The 14,494-nt window shown below is 74.9% G+C and carries 14 protein-coding genes; 6 read left to right on the forward strand and 8 right to left on the reverse strand.

Going from position 1 to position 14,494, the window contains the following annotated elements; genetic code table 11:
• The first annotated feature begins 64 nt into the window (after positions 1-64).
• Positions 65-1,297, forward strand: a complete 1,233-nt coding sequence (locus K5O09_RS04040; RefSeq protein WP_222171558.1) for an MFS transporter — start codon at positions 65-67, stop codon at positions 1,295-1,297.
• A 4-nt stretch (positions 1,298-1,301) separates the two neighbouring features.
• Here the strand turns inward: K5O09_RS04040 and K5O09_RS04045 are convergent, their stop codons facing one another.
• From K5O09_RS04045 to K5O09_RS04060, 4 genes are all read right to left on the reverse strand, one after another.
• Positions 1,302-1,928, reverse strand: coding sequence for a response regulator transcription factor (locus K5O09_RS04045; protein WP_222172573.1), 627 nt, complete (start codon positions 1,926-1,928; stop codon positions 1,302-1,304).
• Between the two features lie 110 nt (positions 1,929-2,038).
• Positions 2,039-3,595: a histidine kinase gene (locus K5O09_RS04050; protein ID WP_222171559.1), complete on the reverse strand. Its 1,557-nt coding sequence runs from the start codon at positions 3,593-3,595 to the stop codon at positions 2,039-2,041.
• 13 nt (positions 3,596-3,608) lie between these two features.
• On the reverse strand, positions 3,609-4,442 hold the full coding sequence (locus K5O09_RS04055; RefSeq protein ID WP_222171560.1) for an ABC transporter permease subunit: 834 nt from the start codon (positions 4,440-4,442) through the stop codon (positions 3,609-3,611).
• Positions 4,439-5,383, reverse strand: a complete 945-nt coding sequence (locus K5O09_RS04060; protein ID WP_222171561.1) for an ABC transporter ATP-binding protein — start codon at positions 5,381-5,383, stop codon at positions 4,439-4,441. Before K5O09_RS04060 ends, K5O09_RS04055 begins: the two co-directional genes overlap by 4 nt.
• 256 nt (positions 5,384-5,639) lie before the next feature.
• Between K5O09_RS04060 and K5O09_RS04065 the strand changes: the two genes are divergently transcribed.
• The 3 genes from K5O09_RS04065 (at position 5,640) to K5O09_RS04075 (ending at position 9,469) form a co-directional block, all read left to right on the forward strand.
• Positions 5,640-6,494 carry a Bax inhibitor-1/YccA family protein gene (locus tag K5O09_RS04065; RefSeq protein ID WP_222171562.1) on the forward strand — a complete coding sequence of 285 codons (855 nt, stop codon included), beginning with the start codon at positions 5,640-5,642 and terminating at the stop codon, positions 6,492-6,494.
• Between the two features lie 93 nt (positions 6,495-6,587).
• Complete coding sequence (locus K5O09_RS04070) at positions 6,588-7,994, forward strand: cystathionine beta-synthase (RefSeq protein WP_222171563.1); 1,407 nt, start codon at positions 6,588-6,590, stop codon at positions 7,992-7,994.
• 122 nt (positions 7,995-8,116) lie between these two features.
• Entirely contained in the window at positions 8,117-9,469 is a 1,353-nt protein-coding gene (locus K5O09_RS04075) for a hypothetical protein (protein WP_222171564.1), read from the forward strand.
• A 52-nt stretch (positions 9,470-9,521) separates the two neighbouring features.
• Here the strand turns inward: K5O09_RS04075 and K5O09_RS04080 are convergent, their stop codons facing one another.
• The gene (locus tag K5O09_RS04080) at positions 9,522-10,787 is read right to left on the reverse strand and encodes an FAD-binding protein (RefSeq protein WP_222171565.1); all 1,266 of its coding nucleotides are present in this window, start codon (positions 10,785-10,787) and stop codon (positions 9,522-9,524) included.
• Between the two features lie 143 nt (positions 10,788-10,930).
• On the opposite strand from K5O09_RS04080, the gene K5O09_RS04085 reads away from it, so the two are divergent.
• Both K5O09_RS04085 and deoD read left to right on the forward strand, forming a co-directional pair.
• Entirely contained in the window at positions 10,931-11,332 is a 402-nt protein-coding gene (locus K5O09_RS04085; protein ID WP_222171566.1) for an FKBP-type peptidyl-prolyl cis-trans isomerase, read from the forward strand.
• 103 nt (positions 11,333-11,435) lie between these two features.
• Entirely contained in the window at positions 11,436-12,152 is a 717-nt protein-coding gene (deoD, locus tag K5O09_RS04090) for a purine-nucleoside phosphorylase (protein WP_222171567.1), read from the forward strand.
• 7 nt (positions 12,153-12,159) lie between these two features.
• Here deoD and K5O09_RS04095 read toward each other — a convergent pair whose 3' ends face one another.
• The 3 genes from K5O09_RS04095 to msrA form a co-directional block, all read right to left on the reverse strand.
• Positions 12,160-12,921 (reverse strand): hypothetical protein, encoded by a 762-nt coding sequence (locus tag K5O09_RS04095; protein WP_222171568.1) that lies wholly within the window; start codon positions 12,919-12,921, stop codon positions 12,160-12,162.
• A 20-nt stretch (positions 12,922-12,941) separates the two neighbouring features.
• On the reverse strand, positions 12,942-13,664 hold the full coding sequence (locus tag K5O09_RS04100; RefSeq protein WP_222171569.1) for a HEAT repeat domain-containing protein: 723 nt from the start codon (positions 13,662-13,664) through the stop codon (positions 12,942-12,944).
• Positions 13,665-13,750: 86 nt separating this feature from the next.
• Positions 13,751-14,419, reverse strand: coding sequence for a peptide-methionine (S)-S-oxide reductase MsrA (msrA, locus tag K5O09_RS04105; RefSeq protein WP_222171570.1), 669 nt, complete (start codon positions 14,417-14,419; stop codon positions 13,751-13,753).
• Between the last annotated feature and the right edge of the window lie 75 nt (positions 14,420-14,494).

Consider the following 14,494-nt stretch of genomic DNA (forward strand, 5'->3'; position numbering starts at 1 on the left):
CCCGGTGACAGATGGCTGTATAGTACAGATAAACCCCTCGACGAACCCCTTCCCCAGGAGACGTATGCCCAGCCGGCACCACGAACCGCACCGCACCGCGATCTACGCCACCGCCCTGACGGCCTTCTTCGCCATCGCCGGCATCGCCGTGGTGGACCCGATCCTGCCCGTCATCGGCACGGAGATCGGCGCCTCCACGTGGCAGATCGAGCTGCTGTTCACGGCGTACCTCATCGTGATGGCGGTCGGCATGATCCCCGCCGTCATCGCCACCGGGCGGTTCGGGTACCGCGCGGTGCTCGCGACCGGCGTGACCGTCGTCGCGGTCGCCTCGGTGCTGGCCGCCCTGTCCGGCTCCATCGCCCAGCTCGCCGTGCTGCGCGGCCTGTGGGGCCTCGGCAACGCCATGTTCTTCGCGACCGCGATGGTGCTGCTGGTCGCGCTCGCGACGGACCGGGAGTGGGTGGTCGAGCTCTTCGAGACCTGCGTCGGCCTGGGCTTCGCCGTCGGCCCGCTGATCGGCGGGCTGCTCGGCCAGATCTCGTGGCGCGTGCCGTTCGCGGCCTGCGGCGTGCTCATGCTGCTGGCGCTCGCGATGTCGGTCACCCGGCTGCGTGACCCGCAGGACCCGCCGACGCCGCTGCGGCTGCGCGACGTCCTGCAGCCCTACCGCCGGCCCGCGTTCCGCGCGCTGTGCGCCGTGACCGCGGCCTACAACTTCGTGTTCTTCGTGGTGCTCGGCTACACGCCCGTGTTCCTCGGCCTCGGCGTCATCCCGCTCGGGCTGGTGTTCACGGCGTGGGGCGTCGGCCTCGCCGTCGGCATCCTCGTGGTCGGGCACCGGCTCGCGCACCGCGTCGGCGCCGTCGCCACGGTCGGCGTCGCCGTGGGCGGCCTGCTCGTCGCGCTCGTGCTGCTGGCCACGAGCGCAGGGACCGCGGAGTCCGTCGTCGTCCTCGTGCTCGCGGGCGTCTGCATGGGCATCGCCAACGCCAACCTGACGGACCTCGCGCTCGGCATCGGCGGAGCCGAGCGGCGCACGACGACCGCGGCGTTCAACCTCGTGCGGTGGGGCTTCGCGGCACCCGCGCCGGTCATCGCCGGCCTGCTGCACCCCGTCAGCCCGACCGCCCCGTACTGGCTCGGCGCGGGCGTGCTGCTGCTCGGCGTCGCGGTGTTCGCCCGGAAGGGGCAGGCGATGGCCGGCGCGGTGGGGGAGCGCCTGACGTGGCGCGCCTGGGACCGCGCGGCGCGCGCCGTGGAGGGCACGCCGGAGGAGGCCGTCGGCGAGGCCTGAGCCGTCAGCGCCCGACCAGGCCCGACTCGTACGCGAACACCACGGCCTGCACCCGGTCGCGCACGCCCAGCTTCGCCAGGATGCGCCCGACGTGCGTCTTGACGGTGGCCTCCGACAGGAACAGCCGCTGCGCGACCTCCGCGTTCGACAGCCCCTCGGCCACGGCCAGCAGCACCTCGCGCTCGCGTTGCGTGAGCTCGGCGAGCCGGGCGTCGTCGCGCGGCCGGGCGGCGTCGGCCACTGCGCTGGGCAGCTCCTCCGCGAACAGCTCGAGCATCCGGCGGGTGACCCGTGGGGAGACCACGGCGTCCCCGGTCGCGACCGCCCGGATCGCGTCCGTGAGCTCCGCCGGGCGGGGGTCCTTGAGGAGGAAGCCGCTGGCCCCGGCGCGCAGCGCCGCGAACGCGTACTCGTCCAGGTCGAACGTCGTGAGGATGAGCACGCGGGACGGCGACCCGGACGCGACGATCCGCTGGGTCGCCTCGATGCCGTTCGTCCCGGGCATCCGGACGTCCATGAGCACGACGTCGGGCTGCAGGGCGGCGACCTGCTGCAGCGCCTCGGCGCCGTCCCCGGCCTCGCCCACGACCGTGAGGTCGTCCTCGTCGTCGAGCACCAGCCGGAAGCCCATGCGCAGCAGCGGCTGGTCGTCCACCAGGAGCACGCGGACCGGTCCGGGTGCGCCGCCCGGGGTCCCGACCGCCGGCCCGGTGCCGGGCCCTGTCGCGTCCCCGGTGCTGCTCACGTGCGCTCCTCGTCGTGCTCGTCGGTGGTGGTGGCGGCCCCGGAGTCCTCGGTGCGGAGCTCCACGTGCACCCGCCAGCCGCCCCGGTACGGCCCCGCCGCCACGGAGCCACCGTAGACCGCGGCGCGCTCCCGCATGCCGACCAGCCCGCGGCCGGTCCGGACGGGCTGGTCCGGCACGAGCGCCTCGGTGCCGCCGGCGTCGGTGTTGGTCCCCAGCGGGTCCTCGAGCCGCTCCGCGAGCCGCCCGCTCAGGCGCGCGCGCCGGCCCGGCTCCGGATCCGCCTCGGTGGCAGGGTCCGCGCCGCCGTCGTCCACGACCTCGATCCCGATGCGGCCCGCGCCGTGCCGCACGAGCACGTCCACCCGCGCGCCGCTGCCGGCGTGGCGCAGCGCGTTCGTCAGCGACTCCTGGACCACGCGGTAGACGGTGAGCGCCAGGCCGGCGTCCGCCGGGAGCGCCGGACCCGCCGTCGTCAGGTGGACCGTGAGGCCCGCGGCGCGGAACTGCTGCGCCAGCGACTCCAGGTCGTGCGTGCCGGGCTGCGGCTCGAGCGGCACGTCGGCGCCGCGCAGCACGCCGAGCATCCGCCGCATGTCGGCCAGTGCGGAGCGGCCGGTCTCCGAGAGCAGGTCGAGCGCGGCCACCGCGTCGTCCGGGGACCGCCGCACCGCGACCCGCGCGCCGTCCGACAGTGCGATCATCACGGTCAGGCCGTGCGCGACGACGTCGTGCATCTCGCGTGCGATCCGGGCCTGCTCGGCGGCCGCCGCGAGCTTGGCGTGCTGCTCGCCGGCATCGACCAGCTGCTGGTGACGGTCGACCAGGGCCCGGGTGTGCAGGCGGCGCGCGCGCACGTTCGCCCCGATCGCGAACGCCCCGAGCCCGACCAGCAGGAAGCTCGGCGCGTCGGAGGTCACGACCGGCTCGGGCAGCGGACGGACCTCGGTGCCCTCGGCCGTCGCCACCGTCACCGTGCCCGGTGTGGGATCCGGTCGCCCGCCCCACAGCAGCAGCGCCCCGACCACCGTCACGGACGCGATCCCCAGGACCGACCAGGCGAACCGCTGCGGCCGGCTCGCGGCGACGACGTAGAGCGCCAGCGCGAAGCCGAGGTCGAACGCCCCCACGTGCCCGGCGACCAGCACGTGCAGCACGCCGAGCGCGGCCATGGCGAGCGCCACGCGGACGGGCCAGCGCCGCCGCACCGCCAGCACGGCGACGCCGAGCACGGCGAGCACGAGCGACAGCGCGGCCGCGGGCCGGCCGGCCAGCAGCAACCCGCTGACGTCCTGCGGCCCGGCCTCTCCCACCACGGCGACCGCGTACACCAGGCAGACCAGCACGTCGGACGCCACCGGGCGCTGCGCGAAGAACCGCCGGACGCGGCCGAGCCGACGCGCGTCGAGCTCGGTGAAGCCGGCGGGAGCGGTGTCCGGCGTCTGGCTCGGGCTCTGGCTCAGCGGGACCTCCGGGGGGTGGCGGGCGGATCGGGCGGGGCCGGGACGGCGGCGGCCCCGCCCCGCCGGAGCGGGACGGGGCCACCCTGCCACGGGTGCGGCCGGGTCAGGCGTCGCGGCGCTTCGCGAGCACCAGCGCGGCGGCGAGGGCGACCACGCCCCAGGCCACCAGCACCCCGAAGCCCTCCCAGGGGGACAGCGTCGCGTCGGGGCCGCCGTTCTGCACGAGCTGCGACCCGGCGGACATCGGCAGGTACGGGCTGACCTTCTGGAAGAAGGTCCACGGCACCAGCGCGAAGACGCTCTCGACCACCAGCAGCAGGCCCAGCACGGTGGCGAGCGCGCCGGCCGAGTGCCGCAGGAGCGCGCCGATGCCGTACGCGAGCAGCGCGATCGCCGCGAGGTAGAGCGGCGCGCCGACCAGGATGCGCTGGTTCACGGCGTCGTCGAGGTCGACGCGGAGCTGCTCGCCCAGCACCGGGTACGTGACGGCCCACGACGCGAGCGTCGCCACCAGGCCGGTCACCCAGGCCACGACCACCACGACGAGCGCCTTCGCCAGCAGCGCGGGCGTGCGCGTCGGTGCCGCGGTCAGCGTGCTGCGGATCATGCCGGTCGTGTACTCGCCGGTGATCGTCAGCACCGCGAGCACGCAGATCGCGAGCTGAGCGAGCTGCAGGCCGCTGACCACGACCGCCGCGGTGGACGCGCCGAGGACCACCTCGGCGCCGTCAGTCGCCTCCTGGGTGCCGAAGTAGGCGACCATCCAGGCGATGCCGGCCATCGCGAGCACGGTGATGGGCAGCACCCACCACGTCGAGCGGACCGTCCAGAGCTTGATCCACTCCGAGCGGACCAGCCGCGGGAACGTGACGCGGACGTCGCCGGAGACGTGGGGCGAGCCGCGGCGGGCGGCGGGGACAGTGGCGGTGGCGCTCATCGCCGGGCCTCCTGGCTGGTCGTGGCGGCGAGGGCCGCGGGGTCGGAGTGGTACTCGACGTCGTCGGCGGTCAGCGACATGTAGGCCGCCTCCAGCGACGCGGACACGGGCGTGAGCTCGTGCAGCACCAGGCCGTGCTGCGCGGCGAGCTCGCCGACGGCCGGGGCCGTGGCGCCCGCGATCTCCAGCAGGCCCGCCTCGACGGAGGTCACGGTGGTGTCGGGGCCGCGGAGCAGGTCCGCGAGCTGCGCCGCCTGGGGGCTGCGGACCCGGACGGACGCGCCGGACGCGCCGGCCACGATGTCCGCCACGGGGGCGTCCGCGATGATCCGGCCGCGGCCGATCACGAGGATGTGGTCGGCCGTCAGCGCCATCTCGCTCATGAGGTGGGAGGACAGGAACACCGTGCGGCCCTCGCCGGCCAGGTGCTTGACGAGGTTGCGGACCCACAGGACGCCCTCGGGGTCGAGGCCGTTGACCGGCTCGTCGAGGATGAGGGTGCGCGGGTCGCCGAGGAGCGCCGCCGCGATGCCGAGCCGCTGGCCCATGCCGAGCGAGAACCCGCCGACCCGCTTGCCGGCGACGCCCTGCAGGCCGGTCATCTCGATGACCTCGTCGACGCGCTTGCGACCGATGCCGTGGGTCGCGGCGACCGCCCGCAGGTGGTTGGTCGCGGAGCGGCCCGAGTGCACCGCCTTCGCGTCGAGCAGCGCGCCGACCTCCGTCAGCGGGGAACGGTGCTGCGCGTACGGGCGGCCGTTGACGGTGACGGTGCCGGCGGTCGGGCGGTCCAGCCCCATGATCATCCGCATGGTCGTGGACTTCCCGGCGCCGTTCGGGCCGAGGAAGCCCGTGACCTTGCCCGGCTGCACGGTGAAGTCGATGCCGGCGACGGCGGTCTTGCTGCCGTACCTCTTGGTCAGTCCTCGTGCCTCGATCATGGTGTCCTCACTGGTGGGTTCCGGTACGTCACGACCGTACGGACCCGTGTGCCCGCGCGGAACGGTCGCGCGGCCGAACCCGTCCGGCCCTGCGCTCGGCCGGGCGGACGACGCGGGTCCTCCTCACGGATGACCCGGTCCGGTCCGGGCTCCCGCGCAGGTCGCGTCGTGCGCCGCGGGAACTTCCGGAGGCGGCGTGGCGTTCTAGGGTGGTGAACCACTGCCGGCTCGATCTCGAACCGACCCTGGAGGACCGATGAGCAACCCGGTGTTCAACAACAGCGCCGTCTTCGGCGACCCGCGCGCCCGCGGGAACCGGGCCGCCCGCCCGCAGCAGGGTGCCCCGACGGGCACCCTCGGCCAGACGGGCCCGGTCGTCGAGGCGTCGACGCTCGAGCAGATGTACGGCGCGCCGTCCGCGACCACGCGCGACACCCGCCGCCTCACCTACGACGACGTCATCGTCAAGACCGGCGGGCTGCTCGCGCTGCTCGTCGTCGTCGCCGCCGCCACCTGGAACCTGGCGCCCGGCATCTGGCCGATCGGTGCGGTCGTCGGCCTGGTGCTCGGCCTCGTCAACGCGTTCAAGCGCGAGCCGAGCCCCGTGCTCATCACGCTGTACACGGTGGCGCAGGGCGTGTTCCTCGGCGGGATCAGCCTGGCGTTCCAGAACATGACGACCGACGTCACCGGCAACGTGCAGCCGATCGTCATGCAGGCGATCATCGCCACGTTCGCCACCTTCGGTGCCGCGCTGTTCCTGTTCAAGTCCGGCCGCGTCCGCGTCACCCCGAAGTTCACGCGCTGGCTGCTCATCGCGATGGTCGGCTACCTGGCGTACTCGCTGGTCAACGTCGTCATGATGTTCTTCGTCGCGAGCGACGGCTTCGGCCCGCTGCGCAACGGCCCGATCGGCGTCATCGCCGGTCTGTTCGCGGTCGGCCTGGCCGCCGCGAGCCTCATCATGGACTTCGACGCCATCAAGCGCGGCGTCGAGCAGGGCGTGCCGAACAAGTTCGCCTGGTCCGCGGCGTTCGGCCTCATCGTCACGCTCGTCTGGCTGTACCTGGAGATCCTGCGGATCCTCGCGATCCTCCAGGGCCGCGACTGACACCACCCCCACGACGGCCCCGCCGCCCGGCCCTAGGCTGGTGCGACGGGGCCGTCGCACGTCCCCGCCACCCCCTCGGCCGTCTGGAGCCCCGTGAAGTACGCGCAGCACGTCTCCGACCTCGTCGGCAACACGCCGCTGGTCCGCCTCAACGCCGTGACCGCCGGCCTGTCCGCCACCGTCCTGGCCAAGGTCGAGTACTTCAACCCGGGCGGGTCCGCCAAGGACCGCATCGCCCTGCGGATGATCGAGGCGGCCGAGGCCTCCGGCGAGCTGCGGCCCGGCGGCACCATCGTCGAGCCGACCAGCGGCAACACGGGCGTCGGTCTGGCGCTCGTCGCCCAGCGCAAGGGCTACCGCTGCGTGTTCGTGTGCCCGGACAAGGTCTCGGAGGACAAGCGCGACGTGCTGCGCGCGTACGGCGCCGAGGTCGTCGTCACCCCCACGGCCGTCCCGCCGGACCACCCGGACTCCTACTACTCGGTGTCCGACCGGCTGGTGACCGAGATCGAGGGCGCCTGGAAGCCCAACCAGTACGCCAACGTCAACGGCCCCGCGAGCCACTACGACTCGACCGGCCCGGAGATCTGGGCGGACACCGACGGCCGGGTCACGCACTTCGTCGCGGGCGTCGGGACCGGCGGCACCATCACCGGCACCGGCCGCTACCTGCACGACGTCTCGGCGGACCGCCCGGCGGCGGACGGCGGGCCGGTGCGCGTGGTCGGCATCGACCCGCAGGGCTCGGTGTACTCCGGCGGCGACGGCCGGCCGTACCTGGTGGAGGGCGTCGGCGAGGACTTCTGGCCGACCGCGTACGACCCGGCGGTGCCGGACGAGATCATCGCCGTGTCCGACGCGGACTCGTTCGCGATGACCCGGCGCCTGGCCCGCGAGGAGGCGCTGCTGGTCGGCGGGTCCTGCGGCATGGCCGTCGAGGGCGCGCTGCGCCTGGCCCGCCGCCTCGAGGAGGAGGACCCGCAGGCGGCGGCCCGCGCCGTGATCGTGGTGCTGCTGCCGGACAGCGGCAAGGGCTACCTGTCGAAGATCTTCAACGACCGCTGGATGCGGTCCTACGGGTTCCTCGACGCGGGCGAGGGCGCCACCGTCGGCGACGTGCTGCGGACGAAGGACGGCAGCGTGCCGGCGCTCGTCCACACGCACCCCAACGAGACGGTCCGGGACGCCATCGAGATCCTCCAGGAGTACGGCGTCTCGCAGATGCCGGTCGTCGGGGCCGAGCCACCCGTGAAGATCGGCGAGGTCGCCGGTGCCGTCTCCGAGCGCGAGCTGCTGGACGCCGTGTTCTCGGGCGCCGCGGCGCTGTCGGACCGCGTCGACCGGCACATGTCGGCGCCGCTGCCGCTCATCGGGTCAGGCGAGACGGTCGGCTCGGCGCGTGAGGCGCTCCAGAAGCACGACGCGCTCATGGTGGTGGACGACGGCGTGCCGGTGGGCGTCCTCACCCGGCACGACCTGCTGGCGTTCCTGGCGCGCTGACCGGCGCGCGTGTCGACCTGCCGCCGGTCGCGTGAACCTGCCGGCGTTCGCGCCCGCCGGCGCGTCCGCCGTCGCTACGGTGCCCCTGACCTCGGGAGATACCCGAGTGAAGGGGGAATGACATGCCCACCAGCTTCACGATCCGACCGCCCCGACGAGTGATCGCAGCTCTTCTTGCGGTCCTGCTTCTCACGGCGTGGCTGACGATCACGACCGGATCGGAGGCCCGGGCCTCCGACGTCGGAGGCCCGATCAACCGGGCTGAGGTCCTGGCCCGCGCGCAGTTCTGGGTCGACCGGCAGGTCCCGTACAGCCAGAGTGCGTCCCACCCGGACCCGGACGGCCGGCTCTACCGCCAAGACTGCTCCGGCATGGTGTCGATGGCGTGGCACCTCGGGAGCTCGCTCAGCACGCGGACGCTGCCGAACGTCAGCGTCCGGCTCGGGGGCTTCGGGGAGCTGGCCCCTGGGGACATGCTGCTGCGGCCGGGGGTCCACGCCCGCATCTTCGCCGGGTGGACCGACGGTTCCCGCACGGCGGCCTGGGTGTACGAGCAGCCGAACTGGAACCTGACCGCCCGCAAGACCACGTACTCGATGGCCGCCATGGCGGGGCAGGGCTACCAGGCGTGGCGCTACACCGGCATCCGCGACGACGCGCCGACCCAGGCGCCGGTGCTCCCCACCACCTACGACCGTGTCGCCGTGGTGGACGGTTCCGGATCGCTCTCCGTCAAGCAGGGGCCCCTCACGGGCAGCTGGACGACGGTCGCGTCGGCGGTCGCGACGAGCGCCGTCGAGGGTGACCGCGTCGCCATGCTCACGACCGGGGGCGACCTGTACGTGAAGGAGGGCGAGTCGCTGACCGGTACGTGGACTCTCGTGTACCGCGGCGTCGCGTCGTTCGACCTCTCCGGTGACCGGATCGGGGTGGTCGACACCAACGGCACGGTGTTCGTCAAGGACGGGCCCGTCAGTGCACCCTGGGTCGCCGTCCAGTCGCCGGGTACGCAGGTCGCCCTCGACGCCGAGCGGGTGGGCGTCCTGGACACCCAGGGGACGCTGTGGGTGAAGGACGGCCCGCTCGAGGCGATGTGGACCAAGGTGGCCACGAGCGTGTCCACCTTCGACCTCGGCGCGGACCGCATCGCGGTCGTGCAGAAGTCGGGTGCCGTCCAGGTCAAGGAGGGTGCCGTCACCGCGGGCTGGACCACGGTCACGACCGGGGGCGCCGACGTGGTGCTCGCCGGCAGCCGGATCGGCGTGCTCTCGACCTCCGGGGCCGTCTACGTGAAGGACGGTCCGGTCACGGCGCAGTGGGTGACCCTGTCGACGACCAAGGTCGAGCTCGACCTGTACGACGACCGGGTCGCCGTGCGCAGCGCGTCCGGTCAGGTCTCCGTCAAGGAGGGTCCGCTCACCGCGGGGTGGGTGACCGTGACGAACGCGGGCGCCACCGGCGTGGCACTCGGGTGACCTTCCCGGCCGCGGGCGGTGCGCCGCCCGCGGCCGGGTCGGGCCCGACCCCTCACGCCCCCAGGACGTGGCGGTCGACGAACGCGTTGCGGAACGTGCCCTCCGGGTCCGTGCGCGCCACCAGCGCGCGGAAGTCGTCCAGCCGGGGGTAGAGCGCGCGGGGGTCCGAGCCCGGGGCGACCAGCGAGGCGAACAGCTTGCCCCAGTGCGGGCGCGCGCCGAGCGGGGCCAGCGCGGCCTCGATGCGGGGGAGGACGGCCTCGACCTCGGCCTGCCGCGGGTGCCACGTGAAGTGCAGGGCGACCCGGTCGCCGCCGGACGCCGTGCTGAGCCACAGATCGTCGCCCGCGACGGTGCGGACCTCCGAGACCTGGAGCAGCGGCGTGACGACGGGGGCGAGGGCTCGCAGCGCCTCGAACGCCTCGGCTGCCCGCGACCGGGGCACCAGGTACTCGGACTGCAGCTCGTCGCCGTTGCTCGGGGTGAACTTCAGCCGGAAGTGCGGCAGCCGCTCGTGCCAGGGGCCGGGGACGCCGAGCTGCTCGGTGCAGTGGACGGGGTCGATGCCGGGCAGGGGGTGCAGCGGGCCGGGCGCGGGGCGGGCCCCGAACAGCTCGGTGCGTCGCTCGTAGCCGCCACCGGCGGGCAGGCGGGTCTTGCGCCAGACCTGCTGCACCGCGGGTCCGGTCCAGTCGGTGAACAGGCTGACCGAGTCCGCCGAGGCGGTCACGTCGTCCAGGTGCTCCAGCACGACGTCCCACGGCAGGTCGGTGTGGACCTCCTGCGCCACGTCGTACGTCGGCTCCACGTCGAGCGTGACCCGCACGACGACCCCGAGCGCACCGAGTCCCACCACGACACCGGCGAAGTCGTCGTGGCCGCGGGCGACGTGCCGCAGCGTGCCGTCCGCGGCCACGAGGTCGACCGCCGCGACGGCCGCGGCGAGGTTCCGGGACCGGTCACCCGACCCGTGGGTGGCGGTCGCCACCGCCCCGGCCACCGAGATGTGCGGCAGCGACGCGAGGTCGTGCAGCGCCCAGCCCTGCGCGTGCAGGACGCGCGCCAGGGCGCCGTACCGGGTGCCTGCCGTGACCGTCACGGTCCGGGCACCGGCGTCGACGCGGACGTCCGGGTCGAGGGCGTCCAGGCGGACCAGGTCGTGCTCCGTGTCGGCGAGGCCGTTGAAGCAGTGCCGCGTCCCGAGCGCCCGCACCCGTCGCGCGCCGGCGACCACCTCCTGCACCTGCTCGACCGTGCGCGGCTCGTGCACGCGCGCGGCGCCGTAGGTGAGGTTCCCGGCCCAGGTGGTCAGCGACATCGGTGCTCCCGTCCGGCGCGCGCCCCTCGCCCGCCGGGACGACGCTAACCCGTCCGCGCCGGGGCGGCCGGTCTCCCGGGTTCGCAGGGAGGGCACGGGAGCGGGCAGGATGGGGGAGTTCAGCCCACGACCGAGGAGACGTCATGTCCACCCTGCCCGAGGCCACCGGATCGTTCGGCGAGAAGCCGACCCTGACGTTCCCCGAGGGCGACGCGCCCGCCGAGCTCGAGGTCGTCGTCCTCGCTCCCGGGGACGGCGCGCTCGTCGAGGCCGGTGACGACCTCGAGGTGCACTACCTGGGCCAGACCTGGGGCGGCCACGTGTTCGACAACTCGTACGACCGCGGCTCCTCGATCTCGTTCCCGATCGGTGTCGGCGCCGTCATCGGCGGCTGGGACGAGGGCCTCGTCGGACAGCCCGTCGGCTCGCGCGTGCTGCTGTCGATCCCGCCGCACCTGGGCTACGGCGACCGCGGTGTGCCGCAGGCCGGCATCCGCGGCGGCGACACCCTGGTGTTCGTCGTCGACATCGTCGGCACCCGCTGACGCCTCCGCCCGTCGTCGCGCCGCCGCCCGCCCGCACCCGGAGGGCGGCGGCGCGGCGTCCGGACCCGCCCGGCCCCCGCTCCGCCCCGACCAGGAGACCCCCATGCCCACCCCGCACATCTCCGCCCAGCCCGGCGACTTCGCCCCGGACGTCCTCATGCCGGGCGACCCGCGGCGCGCCACCCGGATCGCGGAGACGGTCCTGGACGACGCCCGGCTGGTGACCGAGGTGCGCGGCGTCGTCGGCTGGACGGGGACCTGGCAGGGCCGGCCGGTGTCCGTGATGGCCTCCGGGATGGGCGTGCCGTCCATCTCGATCTACGCCACCGAGCTGTTCCGGTTCTACGGCGTGCGGCGGATCATCCGCATCGGCACGGCGGGCGGCATGCAGCGGCACCTCGAGCTCGGCGACGTCGTGGTCGCCACCGCCGCGCACACCGACTCCGGCGTCAGCGCCAACCGGCTGCCGGGGCTGCACTACTCCCACGCCCCGAGCTTCGCGCTCGCGTCCGCCGCGGTCGCCGCCGCGCGCGACGTCGAGGGGGCCCGCGTCCACGCCGGGCCGGTGCTGACGTCCGACGTGTTCTACGCGGACCGGCCGCAGCTCATGCAGCAGCTCGTCGACCACGGCACGCTCGCCGTGGAGATGGAGGCCGCCGGGCTGTACGCGGCGGCCGACCGGGAGAAGGCGGAGGCCCTGGCGCTGCTGTCCATCTCCGACTTCACGTTCCAGGCGGCCGAGCTCGACGCGGACGAGCGCGAGCGGCTGTTCCAGCACGCGGTCGGCATCGCGCTGCGCGCGTTCGCCGCCACGGACTGACGCGCCGTCAGGCCGGCTCGGCCACCAGGACGCGGGTGCCGACCGCCCGCAGCACCGCCAACGGGGACGTGACGCCGTCCAGCGGGTACCCGCACTCGTCGGACGGCCACTGCACCCGCACGGCCCTGCCGTCGGCGTCCACCAGGTAGACCTGCGGCTGCGACTGCCACATCGCGGTGCAGGCCTGGTCCGGTCCGGCGACCCGGCTCGGGCGCGCGAGCTGCGCGAGCAGGGGACCGAGGTCGCCGGCCAGCTCGACCTCCGTGACCGTGACGGCCGCGCGGCCCGGGTCGGGGGCCTCCGGCACCGCGGGGAGGTCCCCGAGGTCGACGGCGTCGCTCTCGGGCACGGACAGGAGACCCGGCGCCGGCTCCGCGCCGCCACCGGGTGCGGTCGGTTCCACGAGCTGCACCGGTCCGTCGAGCGGGCCGCGGCAGTGCACGGCCGAGACAGGGAGGAACCCCCCGGGGACCGACCCCGCCGCGGGGGCCGGGCGGTCGTGGCCCTCCGGCGGCGTCAGGCCCAGTTCCCACAGGACGTCGGTCGCGAGGCAGTCGGGGGCGGTCGCGACCTCCGCGGCGGGAGGTCGCGCGGTCTCCGGTCCGCAGCCTCCCCCGGCGAGCAGCGCGGGCAGCACCAGGGCGAGAGCGGTGCCGGCCCGGCGGCGGTCGCGGCGTGCGGCGGCGCGGTCGCTCGGCGAGCCGGGCTCCGCGGCGGTGCGCACGGCCCCGCGGGCGGGGACGGGGGCGGCTGGAGGCACGGGTGGCACGGGTCTCCTCGGACGGCTCGTCAGCGCAGCAGCCGGCGCAGCCGGCTCTTCTTCTCGTTCTCGCGCACGACCCACGCGACGTCCGGGTCCGCGGACGCCCGCAGGTCGGCGAAGGCGGGCAGGCCGGCCCCGGGGTCTCCCGCGACGGCCACGCTCCAGCAGTACCCGAGTGCCTGGCGCAGCGTGCGGACGTCGGGGTCACGCCGCGCGCCGGCGGGCAGGGCGGCGAGCGCGTCGGTGGCCGTCGCGCACGCCGACAGGGTGGCGGCCGCCGTCGCCGGGTCGCGCAGCAGCCGGGGTTCGCACACGCCCGCGACCGCCGCGCGGCGCACCAGCGGGTGGGCGTCCGCGGCCCAGGCGGCGACGGTCGTCCGCAGGTCCGCGGGCCGGTCGTCGCCGAGCCGCTGCAGGGCCATCGCCGTCGCCTCGCGCACGCGCCACAGCGGGTCCGCGGCACGGTCGTGCAGCAGCGCGAGCAGCTCGCGCGCGCCGCCGTCGTCCCCGGCCGCCAGTGCCTCGACGAGCAGCCGCCCCGCGCCGACGGTGCCGCAGCAGCGCAGGTACTCGTCCGGGTCGTCCGCGAGCGCGAGCACCAGGGGGGCGGGCGCGACGTCGGCGAAGGCCCCCATCGCCTCGAGGTTCCCCCGGGGCCCCGGCAGCCCGGAGTGCTGCGTGAGGTAGCCGCGCACCTGCTCGGGCGGCAGTGCACGCAGCGCGGCGCGGTGCTCGTCGACCTTCGTCACACCAGGTCACGGTACGCGGACGCCGCAGCGCCCGGGGCCGTTCCCGACCCCCGGACGCCGCGGCGTCGTGGTGCTGCCGCCTGCGGTCAGGCGTCCAGCGGCCGCGGGCAGGACACGCCGGTCCCACCGAGCCCGCAGTACCCGTTCGGGTTCTTGTCGAGGTACTGCTGGTGGTAGTCCTCGGCGTAGTAGTACGGCCCGGCCTCGGCCGCGGGACGCACCTCCGTGGTGATCTCGCCGTACCCGGCGCGGGTCAGCCGCTCCTGGTAGGCCGCGAGCGTCTCGCGTGCGGCGACCTCCTGCTCCGGCGTGGTCGGGTAGACCGTCGACCGGTACTGCGTGCCGCGGTCGTTGCCCTGCCGGAACCCCTGCGTCGGGTCGTGCGACTCCCAGAACGTGCGCAGCACGTCCGCGTCCGACACCACCGACGTGTCGTAGGCGACCTGCACGACCTCGGCGTGCCCGGTCAGCCCGGTGCACACCTCCTCGTACGTCGGGTACGGCGTGTAGCCGCCCTGGTAGCCGACCGACGTGGCGACGACGCCGGGCAGCTGCCAGAAGACGCGCTCCGCGCCCCAGAAGCAGCCCAGCCCCAGCGTGATCGTGCGGGTGCCCTCCGGCCACGGCCCGCGCAGGGGCGTGCCGAGCACGGTGTGCGTGGCGGGCACGGTGTAGGCGTAGTCCTCGCGGCCGCGCAGGGCGCGCTCCGGCGTGACCATCGTGGCGGCGAGAGCAGATCCGAACAGCCAGCTCATGGTGACTCCCTTCCTCGGGTCCGACGCTCTCAACCGGGCCGCGCGCCCGCGTGTTCCCCGGCCTCCCGAGCGCCT

It is taken from the genome of Cellulomonas sp. C5510 (assembly GCF_019797765.1).
In the GTDB taxonomy this organism is placed as follows: Bacteria; Actinomycetota; Actinomycetes; order Actinomycetales; family Cellulomonadaceae; genus Cellulomonas.